This is a genomic window from Bacteroides sp. FSHCM14E1 (assembly GCF_019633785.1).
Taxonomy (GTDB): domain Bacteria; phylum Bacteroidota; class Bacteroidia; order Bacteroidales; family Bacteroidaceae; genus Bacteroides; species Bacteroides hominis.
This window is the reverse complement of the sequence record NZ_JADKYL010000013.1, coordinates 32589-55210: the sequence shown is the minus strand read 5'-3', so window position 1 is coordinate 55210 and position 22622 is coordinate 32589. Positions and strand designations below refer to the sequence as shown.

The following is a 22622-nucleotide window of genomic DNA, read 5'->3' as shown; positions in this document are numbered from 1 at the left end:
TTATTAAAGCCCGGTTTCAATATAATGTTCAGCCAGTCTCCAGTCCGCTTCTTCATCAATATCTATCACCCCTGCAGGACCGACCTCCACCACCTTCACAACTCCCGAAAGAAGCTGCCCGGAGTCCAGTATTCTCCCCACCGTAGAAGCATAGAAAGCTCCCGACTCTATCAGAAAACCTTTGTACTCCTGCCGGCGAGGTTTGGTTTCGAATGAATAGTCCAAAGGTCTCCCCTCATCACTCCAACGAAACTTCTTCAAACGGCAACAGGCAACATAGGAATCCGCTTCCCCCCTTTTCATCTCTTCTGCAAGCCCCCTTAGTTCTTGTGCAGTCGTAAAAGGAGAAGTAGCCTGTAACAAAATAAAATCATCATTCCGGTCCGGCTTACAAAAATAGAAAAATTCCTGTACAACTTCCAGACTGGGAGCCTCATCCCTTGCACTCCACTCACTGCGCCTGAATATCCGTACAACTTCTTTGTAACGGCCTCGTATCAAACTTTCCATTTCATCACAATTTGTCGCTACACATATCTCGTCCGCTATGCCGGAAGCAAGGATGGTATCGATAATCCAACATACCAGAGGTTTATCTCCCAGCATACGCAGGTTCTTACCGGGGATACCTCTACTCCCTTTGCGAACCGGAACAAAACAGAAAGTACGATTCATAAGCTATTATCATTTATGGTTTCACATGACAGAGGTTCGGTTTTCCAATAGCCAATTCATAATTAGAGGGCGAAGGACACAGCCATTGGTAAATGCAGTCACAGCAAGGATAATCATTTCGTATTTTCCGCCATGCTGTATTATCAAGCATTTCTTTGTTAACAATATCAATCAAACTATCTTTATAGATATTTCCCAAAACTAAACTATTCAAATTAGCATATACGTCTCCATTAACAGAGATTGATAACGAACCGAAAAAATGTGAATTCATTTTTTGATGAGCAAAAATTTGGCTCATTGAGTATTGAGATTGCAGGATATCCCCTTTATCCATATAAACATATTTTTCAAAATAATCCAAATTACATCCTACATAGGTAGAATGTATTGAATAGTCATTAATAGCATATTTATGTACAATCTCCTCCGCCTTAGCATATTCATCTATTTGCGTAACATAAAAATGAATCTTTATTTGTAAATCTCCTAATAAAAAGATACAATTTCGCAGTAATTCTTCTTCCATGGGAAAAGGAACAATCACATCATAAAAAAAATCTGAATCTAAGATTTTATTACCCACAAAATCAGCATAATGACTCCAAATATGAATTTGACCTTTAAAACCTGATAATAAAAAAGGAATATCATTATAATTAGGATACTTCCAAATATTTCCACCAAATAAATTCAACCGACCTACCACTCCATATCGAATTTGTGCTATAATAGACTTCAAAGCAGAGATATCAAGAACTTGAGACGTCTCTGTTTCTGCTACGCGACAGCACAAATTTTGCTGTGAATATTTACTGCAATATAAACAATGATGATCACAAACATTATAAAGAAAAACATTTATTTCTAACAAATTAAACAAAATATCTTCTCCTATACCCCTATCTTCTATTTGCTGTAATTTATCCACATCACATTGTAAATTAAGAATAGGCATCATTTGTATCGGTTTATCGGGAAAAGATGCCACATCTATAACACCTCCCATTTCCTTTAACACAAAACCAGATATAAAATTTGAGTAACATAGCTCTGTCAACATTTTCCCTTCACAAAACACCGCACCAAGATTATCTCTTTTATGTAACTGTCGTAATAGCCCTATTACATTCTCATTTTCCACCTCTAAATACTCCCAATTCTTAGTATTATATAATAGAGCCTTCTTACCCTTTATACAACAATATACATAAGGCGCAATTACCAGCCAATAATTCTTATCTACTTGAAACATATTATACCCTATTTTATTCAACCATCACATTTTCCATAATTCGATAATATTCTTCCGGATGCTTTCTTAGAAAATCTATTTGTTTTGTTTTATAGATTTCAAAAGCTTGTTTACTAGTAAATCCATAGCAAACAGGACAAGTATCCAAGTTATTAAGATTGAAAATACATTGTATACAAGATTCTGCTTTGTAACATTTACTACATTGATTTTCCATTTTAGCATAATAAGTATTATACTTATCTGCAATTGCTTCTAAATCAAGTTCAACACCGCTATCTGCCGTTACCTTTCCCAATGCAAATTGTTGTCCTATGCGTTCGCAAGGTAAAATCTTACCAGTAACAGTGACAAACATTCTTTTACCAAAAGGGATACAAGTACCGGTAGGAATTGTTTTTTTAGGTTTACCATATTGCAAATCAACATAACTTCGAAAAACAAACCCACTATACTGATGGAGAAAATTGGTAAGAGTCTGATAAGTAGCTGATTTTAGAAACATATCCTGCTCTATTTTTTCATAATTCTCTGCTTGGTGTAAACTTTCTTGTGAATTACGATACGTTTTTTGGAAAAGTTCTACCTTATCCGGTCGAATCCCCATATTATTCAACTCTCCAATACTGGGTACTTTATTGTAACGAGTTTTAAAGAAGTGATAAATAGAAGTAACCGAATTACGATTATGTAATACAGCATTAAAATTTACTTTTCTTTCAAAGAACTCAGGGTATTTATTTCGTAAAACATCTATATTTCTGATAATATTGGGATATGCAGGATCACCCACCTTATTCACTCTATAGGAAGTGCCATATTCATCACCATCCAAACTGATAAGCAAATTGAAATCATGTGCCACCAAAAAATCCATATGACGTTCAAGCAACAAAGCATTCGTTGTCATTGAAAAAGTAAAATTGCGATATTGGCAATGCAGTTTTTCAATATACGTCACCACCGATTCAATAAATGGCATATTTAATAAAGGTTCTCCCCCATAGAAACTGATATATACGTTACGTTTAGCTGACGTATTATATTCTGAGCCCCATAAATCAACTAAATAATCAATTAATTTCAAAGAAGCGGACAAACTAATTGTGCTATTTTCACGCTTATCATAATCATTATAAAATTCACCATACGCACAATACTTACAACACAGATTACAAGCATCTGTCACTTCAAAAGTCAGCTGACGCAGGTTAGCTAATTGATACTTAATATCATCAACTGTAATATATTTTTTTTTCATCGATTATATTAAATTTCTTTGTTTTGCCATTTCTATTACAAAAGAAGACAAACTGTATTCAACGTTATCATATACACAAGTAAGCTGTTTACAATTTATAAGTGCATCGTAATTTTTTTGTATACATGGTCCCATACACAAAGGTAAAACTCGACAATTTTCACAACGTTCATTCTCAAATGTAGCCTTTACAAACATCTTACTCAATATTCCATCGTTCCAATCAATCTCTCCAGATTTTAACAAATGGCCAAGAGTTAGTTCTTCCCCATAATCACGTGCTGTACATTTAAAAATTCTACCATCGTAATTGACAACATAATGATTGATACTATCCGCATAACAACACTTATATCTAAATGGCCTATATGCCCAAAAACGCGAACGAAAACCAGCCTTCTCAAATTCAACTTTTGCCTTCTCTAATAACTTTCGCATTTCTTCTGTACATGAAATCTGCCACACTCTCTGAAAATCTACAGTAATGCACTTTATACTTTTTTCCGTAAAATCATTTATTATATCTTTTATATTCTTCAAAGTTTGTTTATCATAATTTACACGCAAACAAATTGAAACATCTGGAATTACCTCAGAAAGCAAATTAATATTGTCAACCACATCTCTATAAGTACCATGTTTATCAGAATAACGTTTAATCAGGTTCTGGCGGCACTCATTACCATCAATAGATATCTGAAAGAAATCAAAGTTCATGTCCTTCATATATCGAATTCTATCTTCACTCAATAAAGTAGCATTAGTAGTAATTTGTTGCCTAAATTTCACATTATTCTGTAATAAAATTGGGAATACTGAATCTGATATCTTTTTGATTACTTCATCAAAATACATTAGGGGCTCTCCACCAAACCAATCCAATAAAATTGAATTTGCTTTTTTTTGTGTCACTAATAAATTAATGTGCTTAATCAAATTATCAACTATTTCATCGCTCATTCGTTCTCTATCATATTTTGCCCCAGCATATGCAACAGAACAATACCAGCACTTTAAATTACAATCTAAAGTCGGATTTATTGTAAGATGATAATCCCGATTCATAAATATACATCGCTTATTTTGTAATTTCAAATACGCCAACTCATCAAAATCTGGACTTATAATAAATCCTGACCTCTGAAAAGCAGAATACAATTCAGGAAATTTCTGTCGAAATGTAGGCAAATGTTCCATCAAAGTCTCAATTATAGAATAATCCTTAAGACTAATTGGTAGTATCCTGTTAGTAAGCGAATTATAGAGCAGGATTCCATTATAGTATTCTATTTCAATATTGTATCTACTAGCTTTATCATTCATATCATTACCTATCTAATATTATTATTTCATTCAATCACCTTGAACCTCTTTTTTATCAATAACCACCGGTATCTTATAAGATTTACCTTGACGGACAATATCGTATATCAATGTGTCTTGCCGGCTTAGCTCCGCATCCTCTTCCAAAGAGATCATTTTAATAGGAATTTCATTTATAGCAATAATTTCATCACCTTCTAACAAGCCAGATTCTTTAACATAATTACCTTCATAATCGGCAATTTTAGTAATAATAATTTTTCCATGGCTATTCATACGGGATGACATGTGGAATCGTTTCTTCCGAGGGTTGACCACTCGTTCGTAATTCTTTATTGGCTGCAAACCTAATCTTTGTGATTTCATGTCGAAAAAAACATTAAATCTTTTAAGAAAATTCAGACCAATAAGATAATCACAAGGTACTTGATTAGGTTGATCAAATATATAAATCCGCAAAGAATCAAGTTGTATGCCACTAAACAAAGTAACATTTACATTATGATGACTATAATATCCAGATGGTGCCTGCGTCCAAACGGCATTCTTTTTCTTAGAAAAAAAGGACAATTCAGAAGCTTGAGCCATCAGAGCTATGTCTTGTGGCATACCTGTATCTACAAGATAAGTATGAGTAAGCATCAGTGTGTCTCCATCAGCACATCTAATATTTAAAGGCAGATTAACATAAAAAAGTGAGCTTTTATCATTTCCTCTTACAAAAGGAATCAGAATACAATTCTTAGGCATAATAAAATCTTGAAATGAATGGATAGCCATATAATTATGTTCAAAGTTAAACTCCCATATATTAACAGTATCATTTTGTGGAATATTAAACAAACCATCTGATTGAGTACCTCCCATGTAATCTCTCCAATTATAAACTAACATTTTATCATATATCAAATTGGAATTCCCTACTTTTATAGTCGGAACAATTGTATACATAGATGCGGGCATACGTAATACAGACCATGCACACCCATATGGAGCAATAGTGTCAGGAGACAAATTCGATAAGATAGAAGGGTGAGCTGAACAAAAAGTAGAGTCAACAATAAAAGCTCCCAAAGAAGCCCCACTATCAAATGCCAAATTTGAAACAATGCTATCATTAAATAACACGGGAAGCACTATCTTTCTATCTAAAGAATCAATTGTAAAGTAAGTTCTTGCATCTCTTTTATTCCCTTTGGATATTTTCGTACAACTACCTAAAACAGTAGCTTGCAAAAAAAGAAAAACAATACACTTTATCAGCCCATTGCCTATAATTAACTTCATATTCTTTAATTTAGCTTTCCACAAGAGTAATACTGCTGAAAGTTAATTTCAGCAGTATTACAAAATAAAGGACTACGCTCAATTGTTCATACAAACAAATATAAACGCCCAATCAATTATTTTCATATACCACACGAGTGTCCTTGAGTCGCCCCACAAAGAGCATCTTGAGGCATAACAGGAAAATCCGGAAATTTCGGAAATTCCGGTTTGGGGTCAGTAGTAGAACAACATGGATGAGAACCATCTGATGTATACCCATGAGCATTATTGGCACTATCATTAGCACTAGTACTAGAGCCACCGGGTTTACCTTCATAATTGCAACCACATTGGCAGCACCCAATAGTACCACCTCCCAAAACACGACACATCTCACGTTCATTCAATTCAGCTTTTGAAGCTTCATTCAGTTTCAGTTTTCTTAATTTCATACTTTAATCATTTTAAAATCAATATTTAATGTTCTTCGTAAAAATCACATAGATTTCCAATGTTACAGGTATTTGTTAGAACAAAAAAGAAAGAAACTTAATAGTCCAATATATAACAAACAAGCCATATTCAACAATATATTTCAATCACCTTGTATTTCTTCTTTATTAACAGCTACAACTATTTTAAGAATCTTCTCTTTACGAATAACTTCATATAATAATGTATCTTGCTTTTCAAACAAACGATGATTTTTATAAAGATAATCTTCATAATTTTTTCCATTCACAGTTTTAATTTCATCGCCTTCTCTTAACCCAGCAGCTTTATAATAATTGTCCTTAGAATCAGCGACCCTAGTAATGATCCACCTCCCATATCTATTTTTTTCAACCAAAATATGAAATCGCTGATGCAAAGGATTAACAACACGAGTAAAATTAGGTATTGGCTGAAAACCAATTCTTTGATGTTTCATATCAAAGAAAACATTAAATCTTTTAAGAAAATTCTGCCCAATCAAATAATTAGATGGCGCTCTATTAATAAAATCAAAAGTATAAACTCGTAATGAATCCATTCTCAAAGTATCAGCTAAAATAGCATCTACAGGACAATAGCGATGATATCTATTTAGATATTTAGTCCAAACAACATCCTCCTGTTTATTAAAGAAAGAAAACTCATTAGCTTCTTGCATTAAGACGATATCCCAAGCCATTCCCGTATCTATCATGAACATACGATTTATCATTAATGTGTCACTACTAGCACATTCCATCTTAATAGGTAATCTGACATAGAGTAAATTAGGATATTCTTTTTTTCTAACTAATGGAAATATCAAACTATTATCAGGCATTCGATAATTCTGCGCCAAATGAATCTCCATATAATTATGCTCAAAGTTCAGCTCCCACACATGCATAGTATCGTTAGGAGGGATATTAAACATTCCTTCTGAAGAACTATTCATATACCATTTCCAATTCATAATTTGAGTAACATCATATTTCAAAGACACCTTTCCAACCCTAACAATTGGGGCATTAGAATAAATAGAACAAGTGACAAGAAAGTTAGCCCAACCAGAGCCATTTCGTAATTGCGCATCTGAAAACAAACGATGTTTAATACTAGAATGTGTTGCACAAAACATCGAGTCTAACACAAATTGTCCTCCAGTATCAAATCCTAAGCGAGCCGTGATACTGTCATTCAATTGCACAGGTAAAACTATCTGCCTATCTTTTGGATTTATACAAAAATATACCTTTCCCCCACCATTTATAATCTCTGTATATTGTTGAGGATAACCACAACTCACACAAATTATGAAAAACAAAAATACAGAACACAATCCTTTATTCATTGGAAACATATAATTATTAAGAACAGTACTATTAAATATTTCATATAACAGTACCGTTCTATTTTACCCTATTTAAAAATGTCCACAAAGAGCATCTTGGGGATTCCAAAATGGCGGTGATGTTATTTCAGGAAATTCCGGTTTGGGGTCAGTAGTAGAACAACATGGATGAGAACCATCTGATGTATACCCATGAGCATTATTGGCACTATCATTAGCACTAGTACTAGAGCCACCGGGTTTACCTTCATAATTGCAACCACATTGGCAGCACCCAGGAGTACCACCTCCCAAAACACGACACATCTCACGTTCATTCAATTCAGCTTTTGAAGCTTCATTCAGTTTTAGTTTTCTTAATTTCATACTTTAATCATTTTAAAATCAACATTTAATATTCTTCGTAAAAATCACATAGATTTCCAATGTTACAGGTATTTGTTAGAACGAAGAAAAAGAGCCAAACAAATACCTTAGTAACTCAAATTATTTTTCCCCAACATCCAGATTGTGATGGAAAAAGTAAAGCGTAAAACATAAGTCAACTCTCTCATATACATTCTTTTTTAATTTCTATTTTGAATCGTCACAAGATCACCACATAATAGTATTCAAAAAACTAAATCAAAGACAGCAATTTATTCTTAACTATAAAAAGACTCAAATGCCATCCTCATTTTTTCTAATGAAAAAGCATCTTTATATCGACACCTATTTAACTTACCAACCTCTCTCGCCCAACAATCATCCGTTACTATTTTCAATAAACATTTCGACAGTTCTTCAACTGATAACCTTAATTCATTTTGATCTTCCTTTAATATCAATCTGCACTCTACATTTTGATGATGAATCATTTCACTCAATCCTGTGGTATTAGTGATAATTAATGGTAATCCATGCATCATCATTTCTATGGCTACATAACTGCATTGCTCATGAAAAGACGGCATCACTCCAACATCTGCAATTTGATAAAATTCATATAATTTCTGTTTACTAATTTTCCCTATAAAAGTAATCCTACTCCAAATGTCTGCAGACATCTGTAAATACCTACTATAATTCCCGTCTCCCACTATTAACAAACGAGTGTTCGAACTCTTTTTTATCACCTTTGCGAAAGCTTCTATCAAATAGTCAACCCCTTTTATATCATCCAAACGTCCTACAAATAGAATTAATTTCTCTCCTTCTCCAAAAAATAAATCTCTTTTTCTTTGCATTCTCTCCACTTCATCCAAGAAGATAGCCTGATCAATTAAACCATTGTATATCAACGTTAGTTTACATTCTTCAATTCCATAAAATTCATTCAGCAACATCTTAGTATATTGAGCCAAGCATATTATCCTATCTACTTTTCTGTAAAGAGATACTTCTTGCTTATATTCGTCATATATGTATTTTTCTTCCTCAGTTCTATCGTTCTCAGCTTTATCCAAAACAGTTTGTAACCTCTTTATATTCCCTTTCAAAGTGAAGCACCAGTTCAAATAATGTAAAGTCAACACAAATTGGCTGGTAGGATATATTTTCTTCAACAAGTCAACCAATGGTTCATGATGTAAATAATTAAAATGAAATACATTATCTTCACTTGAATCTACATACAATGCCAACAAGAAAGCAACACTTCTATAATATCGTTGAATTTCTTTCTCACTCCTCCAATCATACACTTTAGGAAAAGTTAGATAACGAACATTATTATCTTTTTTTTCAGTAAGTATCCCATCCTCTGAGTTCATACTAACTACAGTCAAACGCAAAGAATCAATACTGCTAAGACAGTTTATAACTTGAATTATATATGTCCCAATACCATATTGTGCCGCACGACTATCACTATTTATCAAATATATATGCCTCATCGCAATAAGTATTTTAATCCTTCAACCCACAACAAAGCTTCTTTCTTCTCTCCGCCAGTTCTCTGTGACGTTATCTTTCCCAGAACAACGAGATACCAATCATCTATTTGTTTACCCACTAAATAGTCTAACAATAAAGAAATTCCAGGATGGCAGACTTTATTCGGAACATTCTCACAAACACCTCTTAAATCATCCAAATACATCTTATCGAATGGTTTTTGCAAATATCTCTCAGATGACAATAAGCGTATTAACACATACCACGCCAACCCTTCTATCCCCGTATCAAATGAATAGTCTTTTACACGTCGTAAGTCACGTTCCATTATTTTATTATCAAGTTCTGTTAAGATATCATTAGAACCACATTCAACAAATCCTTTCTGCATAAAATACTCTAATCCCCATCCAATTCCTAATAAGCCATTTCGAATCCCCCATGGAGTATCTATTCTAATATCATCATACACATCCCCAATCAGTTCATTTGCATAGTCACTATAAAGCGAATCTCCACAAAAATGAGCATAATGAAAAAAGAAAAGTGAAATGCCTATTTTGCCACGCAATAGCCCTAAATCCTTACAACAGGCACTATATAGTATCTGATAATTAGCTATTTGTCTCAATAATTGTCCATTCATCTCAACTATATTTTTACCAGGATTTAACATATGCACGTAATTCATTCTGACCCATGCTACAAACTTTTATAAATTCCATTCGATTAATAAAAGCTAACTTTTCTATAGAATATCTGGAGTTCTCTCCCCTAGGATGCCATAAGTGGTATAATGGTCCTCCATTTGTCCAATGTACAGATTCTCCCAATATTTCCATCCTTCGAATACGCTCAGCATCTTCAGGTCCCCAACTGATAAAACGTTCATTATCTCCCCCATATCTCAAATACTTTTCACGATCTACAACAAAAACTCCCCCACAGGAAGGACGCCACATCAAACGAGCATACATATCATCATGCGAAACTAAATGATCATACCTTTGTCCAGAAAGTATATATGCTTCACTTTGTTTTTTTGAAAGCATTTTTACCACTCCATTATATGGTATACTCATCACATATTTTCGTTCTATAATTGCTTGTATTGAGGCCTCCAACTGCGACAAAGAAAATATAATATCAGCATCCCAAATAGCAACTATAGGAGTAGAAATTTCTCTTAATAATAAGTTAACATACCTCGTTTTGTGATAAACTAAATTTTCATCACGTTCATAAGTATAAGTAATTTTACTACAGATATCATCAGGGAACTGACACTCTTCACTTCCTGCATCCCAAACATGTACCCTCATCCCAGACGAGGATATATAGTGTAATAAGGCTAAAAGATTTCTCTTCCTCTCCCAACTGTCTATCCTCACAGGAATTCCAATAGTAATTTGCTCCAAATAACTCATAGATTGTACCTATTCATACATTTTTCGATTAGAACTGATACTTTTGTCCGATAAAAACCTGTAGGGTATAAGTCAAACAAAAAATCAAGTAAATCATCAATAGATTCGTTTGTATATTCCAATCTTTCCTCCAACCAATCAATCAAATAAATAAGATACTCTTTCAGGAAAGCACTTGAAACCGTATCACCTTTCAAAAATGTTGGAATAATCCTAATTAGAATATATCGTCCTAAACCTACAATTCCGTTATTTAATGAAAGTCCCGACATACCATAGGCATGTATACAGCGTGCAGCACATTGATCTATATCCTTTAAGACTTCATCAGCATCACCTTCCATATAACCATTTTGAATCAGATATTCAATCCCCCAACCAATCCCCCATAAACCACTACCAAAAGAAATAGGTATAGACGAATCAAGATGTTCATAAATCTCATCAAGGAGTTCACAACCAACATCTTCACATGTCAACTCACCGGAAAGGCGTGCATAGCGAAAAAGAGCAATGGCGATCCCCATTTTTCCGTTAATAAGTCCGAGGCAGGACGTTCTACGTCCTACCTGAATAAGATCCTCTATAGGTAAATACCCTTGACCAGATATAAATATCTGATTTTGCATATTTATATAGAGTTACTTAGGAGAATCTATGGGATCTTCTTCAGAAGCTTTTATACTAGCAATCCAAATCCATTCACCATTTATTTCAACCCATACTCCTCCACCTTTAATAACCTGCATTTCATCTGTTGTTAATTTATCCATAATATTTGTTTTTAAGATTTTTTCAAAGGTCACAAAAAGCAGACATATTTACATCACGTATCTCACGAAAAACGAACTATTATGTTAATAAATATAAATTTAAAAACAATTACTTAAAGTTACAATAATTCTTTCCATAAAAATCAAATACAAAAACTATCTTTACAATATGAGAAAAGCAAATATAAGATGAAGCAAAAAATAGTAATCTGCGTCGTAACCATTGGCACCTTGGCTATCCTAATATTACAAGGATTTTGGCTTATGAATATGTACACACAATATCGCAAAGATGTAAGCGAACAAATGCTATCAAAATACCAATTAGCTATAGAATTGGAACTAGGAATGCGTTCCTCTGCCAAAGCCAAAGAACAAATGTATGAATTTACTCCTAAAAAAGTAATTCCTACAAAAAAGCTACATGAATATACAGGGGATACCATTAAGCTAACAGATGCAATTCAGCAAAACGTTGGTAATAACTTTGCCGAAATATTCAGCCAAATTTATCAAACCGTATTAATAACAAAAGGAAAATTTATCAATATCAACGATTTAGATTCAATTTACGAACAAGAACTTAAAAAACAGAAGCTACAAACGCAACATGTATTCATACTTTACAATAACGAAGGACGTTGCATCTCCTTTTCAGGAGACACCTTGCAATTTGTAGGAAATACCCATATCCTAAGCGCAATACAACCTATTGGAGCAAAATCACTACAGAGCCTAAAACTATTGGTAAACTTACCACCCAACTTAATATTAGACCGAATGGCCAGTGCACTCATTATTTCTTTTCTATTGGCTATCCTTATTATAGCATGTCTACTATACCAATTAATTATCATTAGAAGACGAGACAATTTATTATATAAACGCGCTGCCGCCATTAATGGAGTTATTCACGATTTAAAGTCACCTTTAAATGCCACTCACGCTATATTGCTTTACTTTGCACAAGTTGAAGAAAATAAAGATAAACTGGAATTATTAAAAAGTGGAAAAGCACGCATTGAGCGACTAGGAAATATTATTGAATCATTGCTATTAGTAGCCAAAAGCCAGAAACAAGAGATAGTTATAAATAAAAAGGAAATAAATATAATTCAAATTATTTATAAGGTTATCGAAGATATCAAATTGTGCTTCATCAACAAGCAATTCAATATTAAAGTCAACAATCATCTAAAAGAAACTAATATTTATGTCGATGAAATTGGAATAAGTAGTGTGTTTACCAATTTGATCGAAAATGCATTAAAATACTCCGATAATAATACTCAAATAGATATAACTCTATCAGCGTCACTTAGCGAATTATACATTGACATTAGTGATGACGGATATGGAATACCCGCAAAAGAGCATAAAAAAATATTCAATCAATTCTATCAAACTCCGAATTCGCGGAAAAATGATGGTTATGGAATTGGCTTAGCATACGTAAAAAAGATAATTGAAGCACACCATGGAAGCATCAGTTTAAAGAATAATTCCCAGAAAGGAACAACTTTTCTAATCAAATTACCAATCAATTAATAATTAATATATGAAAAAGAAAATTCTGTTAGTAGATGACGATGGACTTATAACCCAAACATATACTTATATACTGAAACAAAATGGATATGAGGCAGAATCTTTGAACTCTTTAAAAGAAATAAAGAGTTTAATAAATGAATGGACACCGGATATTATAATATTAGATGTGAAAATAGGCAATAAGAATAGCATCGACTTTTTGCCTGAACTTAAAAAGATAATTCCACAAGTCCCGGTAATATTCATTTCATCACATACACAAGGATCTGAAATAAAAAGAGCCATAGAAGCAGGAGGAGAACATTATATCAAGAAACCTCTCGATATTGATGAATTAGAAGCCTATATAAACAAACTACTACCAAATCCACAAGAATGGTTTCTGACCAAAGAAGGGTATAGACTAAATTTAATCACACGAGACTTTTTTTTCAAAACAGCAAAAATCGCCAGATTCTCAAACAAAGAAGTTATCCTATTTAAGCTATTATACTTAAATAAAGGAAGAGTGCTAAGCCGTAATCAAATAATGGACGAACTATGGCCCAATGGTAACGGTGGTATAGACGGTAGCCTCAATAATCTAATCTCAAGTATTCGCAAGTATTTAACAACATACGGATATCTTACAATAGAGACAATAACCAACGAAGGGTATTATATAAAATAATAACCTCGATAAATCAACTCATTAATAAAAATCTATTTATGAAATACACAAATAAAAAAATATCAGTCATACTACATGTACATAACAGTAGCAAACAGACAAAAGCTTCCATCAAAAGTATATTATCACAATCTTTTAGTGAATTTGAATTTATTATCATCACTACTCCTTCTAATAAAAAGATTAATCAATATATTCAAACCTGCAATGATGAACGCATTGTTATCCTAAACACCACACAACATAGTAACTATTATACATCTCTCAACCACGGAATAAAACGGGCAAAAGGAAAATATATAACAATAATAAGAAGTAACCATATAGCTCTATCCAATAAACTTCAAATTCAATACGACTACTTAGAGCAGCATAATGAATTAATAGCCGTAGGATCCAATTTCTACAATAAAGATAATAAACTTATAAAATACACACCAGTATCACACAGTGATATACAAATTCATTTATTAAAGAATAACCATATTTCAATCTCCTCACTAATGATAAGGACAAACATAATATATAAACTTAGGGGATACAATGAAGTATACAAACATTCTGCAGATTACAACCTGTATTGCCGCTTAGTAGAAGCCGGAAAAATAGAAATTCTCACACTTCCTCTAAGTATACATGCATATTATGAAAAAAGAAATATAATAGAAGATTACCACATTCGAAAACAATATCAAAAAACATTCACTAATAAATATAAAGTAGAAAATCAATTCCCAATAATGGAGAGTGATCTGGGATTTCCTAAAATGGGTAGAATAATCGGACTGTATACATTTACACAATACACGTCAAACCATAAATATGCGAAATTGGCAGATACCTTAATCGATAAATTGTTCAACAATATCACTACAACACTTCCTCTTACATTAGAGTATGGATTATTAGGTATTGGCTGTGGAATTATCTATTTATTAAGAAATAACCTAGTCGAAGGAGAAGAAGATGATATTTTATCTCAAGTTGATGATTCCATGGTCCATGAATTACTTTATCAAAGCAGTAATAAAAAAATAGACTGGTATGGAATTATGCGATATTCACGTTTAAGATTACAAGGCTACAAAGAAAGTAAAAATAGAATCATATTTCAACAACACGTTATCTATGCAATAGATAGTATGATGCGTAGAATAAACAAACAAAAATTAAATAAATCCATAAGAGCAGAACTCTATGAACTCTATAAAATGAAAATATATCCAGAAAAGACTAAAGTTGCTTTTAAAACAGATATTAATAACCAAGTAATATCAACGATACAACTTAAACCATTATCAGCATGTGAAGGTACTACTTTTATCATCCCAATTCGAATTGATTCTGATGAAAGAAAAAGAAATTTAGACATGGTACTAAATGAATTATCCAAAATACAGAATACGAGGATCATTATTACCGAAGGAGATTGTACTCCTCGATACATCCCGCCTCAAATAGCCAATGTCACATATCAATTCGTTAAAGATACCAACCCAGTATTTCATCGAACCAAATATTTAAATCTAATGTTAAGAATTGCACAAACAGAAATTATCGGAATCTGGGACGCGGATGTTATAATCCCACAAAAGCAAATACTCATCGCAATCAATGCCATTCGTGAGTCAAAAGCTATTCTAAGTTTTCCATATGAGGGAAATTTTCATATGATCCCACCTCAAACAACTATCAACTTTATTACAAGCCGTTCTTTTAGTCTATTAAAAAAAGAATCTCAAAATCTATTACCTCAAGGTTTATATGCTGTAGGTGGAGCTCTATTTGTAAACAGGACGGCATATCTAAATATAGGAGGAGAAAATGAAAAATTCTATGGTTGGGGGCCGGAAGACGCAGAAAGGGTAAAACGAATAGAAATATTGGGATATCCTATATATCGGGCTAAAGGTAAATTATTTCATCTATACCATCCAAGAAATGAAAATTCACGGTTCTACAATGAGCAAATAGAAATACAAAACAGAAGTGAATTTTTAAAAATATCGAACATGACAAAGCAAGAATTATTACAATACATATCAACATGGAATAAAATAGCTAGAAATTATTAACTAAAACCAATGAAATATTAGTAAGAAAAGGTATAAATCATCATAAACAATACAACCTCAAATTTAAATATATAATAAATATTTCAGCATTGATAGTCCCCCAAATTTTTTTTTTGGGGGGGGGAGGACAATAAAGAAAGCTATAAAAAATTCAGACTACAACAAACACTTACATAAACAATTCACTTCTAAAATAAAAAATCCTAACAATCAAGCGCATAATTATCATATCCACTATAGATAGCTAAAAAACAATCTATATAAACAAAGTAAATCTCCCAACAAGCTCATAATTTTACAATCACTTTCTGTTATATTTCTCTTTTGCAATCTCACTACAATAGAACCTATTCATAAAATCATAAATAACCAACTCTTGTAAACGATTCCTAGAACAAAACAATCTATTCAGCATCATATGAATATAACTTGTAAATAAGTAAATTACATTCTCTTCCTTACTAATTTTCAAATAGAACAAATCTATCAAAGGTTTTAACTTTTTAGACCTTTCTTCAACATAACAACATAAGTCCGCAAATTTTCTATCATTAATTTCATCTCTTAATACAGATTCTACAACCTTCTTTTTAGAACGAAAAAGAGAATTCAACTGTTTCGAATTATACTCATTAAAACCAAACTCTTTCTTAAATGAGCCAGCCATCCGTTGGGTTAGACTCTGTTTTGAAATAGTATCCAACAACATATCTGTCATAAATTTATCTACCATTTTCAAAGCAATCATCCATCTGTAATTTTCATCTGAATAGCCATTGATTTTTCTAACAACAAACAAAGCGCATTCGCTATCTAAACAAAAAAACGACTCAGATATTTCAATCAATGAATTTCCATATCGTTCCAACTCACGATTATAAGTATCTAACTGGATCTTCCAAATCACTCCATCTTCTATCAAATTCGAAAATCGATTTGCAAATAAAGATAAAATTATTCCTACACAATCCTCTTTTTCAGCAAGCAACCTTAATCTCAAATGAAAATCTTCATCAACGTAACGAATAAAGAACCACTTTTTAATCAGTTTGTTTCTTTTGAGCTCTTTAATAAAGAGAAATAGACTATGCGACAACAATTTATCAGCTGTTTTAGCTCCTGTATATATTTTCACATATACCCATTCACTGCCTGGAATAAAAAGTCTTTGTACCATCAATATATTTAACTTTTATAAAATGCAACAATACATTCGTTTACATACACTCCATTTTCTCCTTTAACAACTGCATTTTCTGGCTCGAAAATGAATTCTTTTAAGCTAATAATATCACGGTGCTTTATTATCATAAAAAGTGATTTCACACTGACAAGATCACCCCAATCAATAAACAATTCATTGTCTCCATCTGGCATTACCACATAAACCGGAAGTGATATTTGTGTACGCCATCGTATAATTTCGTCTAACAATAAAGCCTCATCTGCTATTTTAAAAAGATATTTTATATCTACCACTTTTATATTCCAAGAAGCTAATGAAAGTATTGTATTTTTATATCTTACTCTTGGGCGAAAAGGCAGTTGTTTTTCTAAAATTCCCCAATTAAAAAACAAAGAATTACGGCCATAAGGATGCTGCATGTCACACAAAAAACGGTAAACAGGCATTGAATGACTCCGAAAATTGTGCGCATTTGTCAAACGGGGCACAATCTCTTTATTTAATCTTTTAGAGCGAAGATGCAACTTCCCATTTCTCACAGAAAGTAATAAATCTGACACATATAACATCTTATCTTTAGGTAAATCAGAGTCTGACATATAAGCCAATTCATACTCACGAATATGAGGACGCATCAAAATGTTTCCTGTCCTAGATTCCGGTAAATAAACTAGTTCAGCCAAAATACTATCAGGCGACAATTGTTGCTCCTCACAAGCAATATTTTTTACAAAGCCCTTTATTCTTTCATCAACATGAGCAAAACGAGACAAAAGAATGGCTCCACAACTACCTGAAAAGAAATTAGCCTGTATTAATAATCCATTTTTCTCTGAACGAATCATATTAAACATAGTATACATAGTAGATGGTAAATCATCCCAATTAGGAGTACCGTCAATGTCTTTATCTATAAGCACAATCTCTTTTCCACCATTCGTCAAAGTTTCTACCATCTTGCCAAGTAGCAATATCTCCAATGAGCTCATAGAAGCATTTCCTAAGGTATTTTTAAGGAATGGCAGTTCAAGTTCTTCTATCAAAGGAGCTTCATCACCATCCATACTTTTAGATGGATACCCTAAGCCCAACTCCGGATCTAATACTTCCATTAAAGGAACTTCTCTTTCTTCATATCTGTAAAAAAAGTCTTCTTGGAACTTCTTCAGCACCTCATTCTGACGTAAAGGAGTTAGTTTATTAAGAAACTCCATAGTTGATTTTAATTCTACAATTACTTTCTCTCCCAAGATAGACTGCGATAGATTCTTTACCATATCAACTTGGAAAAGATATTGTTTTTCATAAGGTACATTTATCAATTTTATATTATTAATAATCTCAGCATATGTGCTGATTTCCACACTCTCATTCAAATCCATTGAATCCAGTCGCCTTTTTAAACCTTTGAGGTTATTTAACAAGGAAACTTCGCAATTCGTTGATTCAAGTAGGCTAATAATACGTTTAAAATAGTCATCACCAGTTAATGATTGATATAGTTCCCCAACAAGTATTTGCGAATTAATCAACTCATGTACATAGTGCCGAGCCTCTTCATTTGTTATTTCATCACACACCAGACTCGCAATAAGTTCATTCAACTTAATTCCATTAGAAGATAATTTCAAGATTTTATTCAAATAAGAGGTACTATCTATTTCTTGCAATTGATATTTACGATTTCCATCCGTATGGAAACATTCTACATAACGATATTTATGCTTTAAACGATATAAACTATTATTAGGATAATAATAAATGCCTTCAGAAATAGAGCTGTGTCTCAGCAAAGTGTTATATAACAAAGACAAATAATACATATCCAATCTTGTTTTCCGTTTCAAAGAATTGTCTACTTGAATACTTGTCTCACTTCCAATCTCTCCTATACTACAGCCTGCAAATAAACCAAAAGGAGTACAACGAGTCATCATTCGACATAAATAACGTTCTATAGAATATCTGATCCGATTATATTCTTTCCCTTTATCGATACTACCATCCAACAACTTACATAATTCGTCATAAAGAATTGGCGATGCTAAATATATTGACTCCAAGACTAACTTGTCCTGTACTTTTACAATCCAATTATCCCTCACACAATCAAAATAGCATAAAGGAGTGCGCAACACAAAATTATTAAAACATCTATACATTTCAATCCAATAAAAGTAAATCTTCCCAAGACATATCCTGTTCTGATAAAAAGGATAATATAACCAAGCCTATGCCTGCAACACCATTCAATAAATCCAAAGATTTTTTTTCTCCGTCTGATTTATAACCAACAATACCATCCTCATACTTTGACATATTTAAAGTTTCACTTAACCAATATAATGAAGTTTCCCTAAAAATATCCAAATGAGTTTCTTGATACATTTTTTTAAAGATTAAGGCTATTCCAGCAGTACCATGACATATACTCGCATCAATTACATAGTTATCTTCTAAGTCTTTTCGATTTGCCGAAAACTTAAAAATCTCAATTGCCTTATTCCCTACAACAGTATTTTTTGTAACCTGAGAATATTTCCAAAGAGCTAAAGCAACACCTAAATCACCATAACACCAACCAAGTCGACTTTCAACGGGATATTGACGAAAAGTATATTGAGGTAAAGCAAAAGTAGGAAATAATGATATACTATTATTATTCTTTATTTCTTGAGACAGAATAAACCATGTACTCTTTTCCAACAACTGAGAAATTACTGGATCACATATCCCCAACTTACACGCATTCGATAAAAACAGACTGGTTCCAGACATCCCATGAGCTAATCCAATATTATATTTATTACCAATTTTATATTCCCAGGTATATGTATCATTCACAATTATCTTACTATAATTCAATATTTCAACAACCTGCTTAAGCACTTCTAAAACACTTATTTTAGCCGATCTACGCAACAAATAATTAGACACTCCTATAGAGCCATGTAAAAAGTCAAAATAATTATTTGAAGATTCAAACAAAGCTTGTTCACACAAGTAATTATCAAATTTTTCAATTAATTCAATATTCTCTTGATCTATAAAACCTTCATTAACCAAATGCAAAACGGCACTACAAATTCCACTGATACCACCACAAAAAGCAGGATAAAAATAATCGTTCATACCATCTACAGAGCGAGATAAAAACTCCATAGCTTTATCTGCATATAATTCGTCTTCTTTATACTTTGAATAATGAAATAGAAGGACAGCTATCCCTGCATTACCTGTCAATAGTCCTGGGGATGTACAATGTTCGTCGTTAACATTAAGCAAATATTGAATTATATCATCAAGTTTTAATTGCAAAAGTCTAGTTAGTTCCACCTTTTGCGATAATAACAGCCCTTTCATACGCAACATCAATTCTATCTTTAATACTTTGAATACTAGGTTCTGCAATACAATCAATACGTACTCCAACTCGTTGAGTTGGAGAAAAATCCGGATAATAAATCCCTATCCCAGAATAAGTAGTTAGCACCTTTCCAGGAAATGTAAAAAGTGAAACATTGCCATCAGACCCCGAAGTTGAATTGCCAACCGTTATTGAACGTGGATTAACTTGTAAAGCCATCGTTAAATATTCAGAGAAACTTCGTGTCCATTCATTGACTAAAATTATAATTCGACCTTTATAATAGTTCTCACTACCTATTTTGCTGGAAGAAGATCGGTGATACCTCAACATACCTGGAAAACGAGTATCCGAATATGTTGAATAAGCAAAAAATGAGTTGGGAGGAACAAACATTTTAGTTAATGGCGAAATTATATCGGTATAAGGATAAGATCTCAAATCTAGAATAATGGCAGATGCAGTTTTAATGGCATCATAATTATCATAAATATTATCAACAGAAGCGGAACGTAAATTCAAATATGCAATACTATCATTTACCCAATGATACAATGGAAGCTTTTCATTATTCCTATCAATTAGTCTTTCTTTTTGAAATAAATCGTATGCAGAATAGTTGTCTGATTTAGTTCTTAAAGTCTCCCCATCTCTAAGCAACGTGAATACAGTAGCAGAATCATATTGAGACAAAATAGCATTACAAATAAACATTTGGTCAGACCAATAGTTTCCTCCACAAACAAATTCCTTTAGGCTATCAGCTAACTGATGAATATCCCGTCCGTCAACTTTCAAAACAATATCACCGATTTCAAAAGCACCTTTATCGTAAGCCGGAATCCGGATTTGATTGATTACAAATGTATCATTAATCAAACTCATTCTGAAATTAGGTCGATAGGGGCCAAATACAAGTCCATCAATTGTTGCCGGATAAGAAGCATGGGTGTCACGTAGCCGATTGGTTAATCGATATATTTCCAAATGATATTTCTTGGGCAAATCCGCTTTTTCGAAAAGTGGTATAGACTCATATAAGATTCGGTCCCAGTCACCCTCAATACTATTTTTATAAACATAAAAATAGTTTATCAAATTCCAATATTGAAAGAGTCCAACCAAACGCATATCTCTTTTAGGGAAAGAGGCATATTCCAATTCATCAATTAGGGCAATGTTACCGATAGATTTATTAAAAACAAAGCGATTTCTACGTCCGGAGTGAGAATAAAACATGGCTTCAAGTTTTTTCTTAATTCTATAATCGAGACATATAGTATCATCCATCCATTCGTTATTTATTAAGACATAATCATTTAAATCAGGATATGGATTTTTATTTTTCGATTGAGAAATCGCTGGGTATTCAATCAGACTATCCAATATTGCACAATATTTATCCTTAGAATCCGCCCTTTTCACCCTGGGAATATTAGCAAGTAACAGGCTATCCATTTGACTAACAGAAAGACGGGCATCTTCACGGTAATACTTTATAAATCCCCAAATTTTACACAAATAAAACAAGCGGGCATTAGCATCAAAGACTGTTGGCACAAAGCTATCTATTCTTTTTTTTTCTTTAAATATAGAATCAGTATATAAATTTATTTCCGAGCTAAACCTATAACAAAAATTCAACCATCGAACATATTTATAAATAGGAATTACAAGTAAACCTACCAATATTAGAATAAATACATATCTTTTCTTTATGTTTTTCATAATTCTAAGTAAAAGGAAAAATAAAAGTTCCTTAGAATAGACAACGGCCTACTCTAAGGAACTTTATTAAATACCATAACACCAACACCAAGAATCACTCTTACTTAGACAATTTGGACCATCATCATGACCAATAGTTGGAATATCACAATTTCCTCGTGTAAGGCAAGCAACTGTTTCAGTAGTTGGATTACCACATACGGTTGAAGTCGTATATCCTCCTTTTAAATCAGATAGATTTTGTTGATCCAATTTCGCGATCGTTTCTTTCTTCAATGTTAATTTCTTTAATTTTTTCATAAGTAAACAATACAAAATTACTCTTACTCTTTTAGCTTTTCAGATTCCGCTTCTATATCGTT

General features: G+C 32.6%; 21 protein-coding genes. 3 read left to right on the top strand and 18 right to left on the bottom strand.

The window, feature by feature from the left end; genetic code table 11:
* Window positions 1-3 precede the first annotated feature (3 nt).
* The 13 genes from ISX59_RS17420 to ISX59_RS21290 form a co-directional block, all read right to left on the bottom strand.
* Window positions 4-675 carry an acylneuraminate cytidylyltransferase family protein gene (locus ISX59_RS17420; protein WP_220576097.1) on the bottom strand — a complete coding sequence of 224 codons (672 nt, stop codon included), beginning with the start codon at window positions 673-675 and terminating at the stop codon, window positions 4-6.
* 13 nt (window positions 676-688) lie between these two features.
* A complete protein-coding gene (locus ISX59_RS17415; RefSeq protein ID WP_032541008.1) occupies window positions 689-1930 on the bottom strand; it encodes a TIGR04150 pseudo-rSAM protein in 1242 nt (413 codons plus the stop codon).
* A 13-nt stretch (window positions 1931-1943) separates the two neighbouring features.
* Window positions 1944-3191, bottom strand: a complete 1248-nt coding sequence (locus ISX59_RS17410) for a radical SAM peptide maturase (RefSeq protein ID WP_032534069.1) — start codon at window positions 3189-3191, stop codon at window positions 1944-1946.
* Between the two features lie 3 nt (window positions 3192-3194).
* Entirely contained in the window at window positions 3195-4514 is a 1320-nt protein-coding gene (locus ISX59_RS17405) for a radical SAM/SPASM domain-containing protein (protein ID WP_010993585.1), read from the bottom strand.
* A 30-nt stretch (window positions 4515-4544) separates the two neighbouring features.
* On the bottom strand, window positions 4545-5801 hold the full coding sequence (locus ISX59_RS21295) for a PDZ domain-containing protein (protein WP_032534071.1): 1257 nt from the start codon (window positions 5799-5801) through the stop codon (window positions 4545-4547).
* A gap of 122 nt (window positions 5802-5923) precedes the next feature.
* The gene (locus tag ISX59_RS17395) at window positions 5924-6235 is read right to left on the bottom strand and encodes a TIGR04149 family rSAM-modified RiPP (RefSeq protein WP_010993587.1); all 312 of its coding nucleotides are present in this window, start codon (window positions 6233-6235) and stop codon (window positions 5924-5926) included.
* A 143-nt stretch (window positions 6236-6378) separates the two neighbouring features.
* Window positions 6379-7608 carry a tight junction protein ZO-3 gene (locus ISX59_RS17390; RefSeq protein WP_032534081.1) on the bottom strand — a complete coding sequence of 410 codons (1230 nt, stop codon included), beginning with the start codon at window positions 7606-7608 and terminating at the stop codon, window positions 6379-6381.
* Between the two features lie 72 nt (window positions 7609-7680).
* Window positions 7681-7974 carry a TIGR04149 family rSAM-modified RiPP gene (locus ISX59_RS17385; protein ID WP_220576096.1) on the bottom strand — a complete coding sequence of 98 codons (294 nt, stop codon included), beginning with the start codon at window positions 7972-7974 and terminating at the stop codon, window positions 7681-7683.
* Between the two features lie 278 nt (window positions 7975-8252).
* Window positions 8253-9482 carry a TIGR04157 family glycosyltransferase gene (locus tag ISX59_RS17380; RefSeq protein ID WP_032541007.1) on the bottom strand — a complete coding sequence of 410 codons (1230 nt, stop codon included), beginning with the start codon at window positions 9480-9482 and terminating at the stop codon, window positions 8253-8255.
* Entirely contained in the window at window positions 9479-10129 is a 651-nt protein-coding gene (locus tag ISX59_RS17375) for a hypothetical protein (RefSeq protein WP_010993591.1), read from the bottom strand. The genes ISX59_RS17380 and ISX59_RS17375 overlap by 4 nt, the downstream gene beginning before the upstream one ends.
* 13 nt (window positions 10130-10142) lie before the next feature.
* Window positions 10143-10910: a galactosyltransferase-related protein gene (locus ISX59_RS17370; RefSeq protein WP_010993592.1), complete on the bottom strand. Its 768-nt coding sequence runs from the start codon at window positions 10908-10910 to the stop codon at window positions 10143-10145.
* The gene (locus tag ISX59_RS17365) at window positions 10907-11539 is read right to left on the bottom strand and encodes a hypothetical protein (protein ID WP_032529683.1); all 633 of its coding nucleotides are present in this window, start codon (window positions 11537-11539) and stop codon (window positions 10907-10909) included. The genes ISX59_RS17370 and ISX59_RS17365 overlap by 4 nt, the downstream gene beginning before the upstream one ends.
* A gap of 12 nt (window positions 11540-11551) precedes the next feature.
* Window positions 11552-11683 carry a hypothetical protein gene (locus tag ISX59_RS21290; protein ID WP_255469918.1) on the bottom strand — a complete coding sequence of 44 codons (132 nt, stop codon included), beginning with the start codon at window positions 11681-11683 and terminating at the stop codon, window positions 11552-11554.
* 189 nt (window positions 11684-11872) lie between these two features.
* Here ISX59_RS21290 and ISX59_RS17360 point away from each other — a divergent pair, with 189 nt between their 5' ends.
* Genes ISX59_RS17360 through ISX59_RS17350 form a run of 3 tightly spaced genes read left to right on the top strand, consistent with a single transcriptional unit; the run spans window position 11873 to window position 15979 of the window.
* Entirely contained in the window at window positions 11873-13231 is a 1359-nt protein-coding gene (locus tag ISX59_RS17360) for a sensor histidine kinase KdpD (RefSeq protein WP_032541006.1), read from the top strand.
* 10 nt (window positions 13232-13241) lie between these two features.
* Entirely contained in the window at window positions 13242-13904 is a 663-nt protein-coding gene (locus ISX59_RS17355; RefSeq protein ID WP_014299476.1) for a response regulator transcription factor, read from the top strand.
* 38 nt (window positions 13905-13942) lie between these two features.
* Window positions 13943-15979, top strand: a complete 2037-nt coding sequence (locus tag ISX59_RS17350) for a glycosyltransferase (RefSeq protein WP_101603904.1) — start codon at window positions 13943-13945, stop codon at window positions 15977-15979.
* A gap of 301 nt (window positions 15980-16280) precedes the next feature.
* Here ISX59_RS17350 and ISX59_RS17345 read toward each other — a convergent pair whose 3' ends face one another.
* The 5 genes from ISX59_RS17345 to ISX59_RS17325 all read right to left on the bottom strand — a co-directional run bounded on the left by ISX59_RS17345 (window position 16281) and on the right by ISX59_RS17325 (window position 22560).
* Window positions 16281-17156, bottom strand: coding sequence for a thiopeptide-type bacteriocin biosynthesis protein (locus ISX59_RS17345; RefSeq protein WP_220576095.1), 876 nt, complete (start codon window positions 17154-17156; stop codon window positions 16281-16283).
* Window positions 17157-17164: 8 nt separating this feature from the next.
* A complete protein-coding gene (locus tag ISX59_RS17340) occupies window positions 17165-19327 on the bottom strand; it encodes a lantibiotic dehydratase family protein (protein ID WP_080715649.1) in 2163 nt (720 codons plus the stop codon).
* Between the two features lies 1 nt (window position 19328).
* Complete coding sequence (locus ISX59_RS17335; protein ID WP_032541168.1) at window positions 19329-20528, bottom strand: lanthionine synthetase C family protein; 1200 nt, start codon at window positions 20526-20528, stop codon at window positions 19329-19331.
* Complete coding sequence (locus tag ISX59_RS17330) at window positions 20488-22260, bottom strand: S41 family peptidase (RefSeq protein ID WP_032541167.1); 1773 nt, start codon at window positions 22258-22260, stop codon at window positions 20488-20490. Before ISX59_RS17330 ends, ISX59_RS17335 begins: the two co-directional genes overlap by 41 nt.
* Before the next feature lie 66 nt (window positions 22261-22326).
* Window positions 22327-22560 carry a TIGR04149 family rSAM-modified RiPP gene (locus ISX59_RS17325; RefSeq protein ID WP_005782335.1) on the bottom strand — a complete coding sequence of 78 codons (234 nt, stop codon included), beginning with the start codon at window positions 22558-22560 and terminating at the stop codon, window positions 22327-22329.
* Between the last annotated feature and the right edge of the window lie 62 nt (window positions 22561-22622).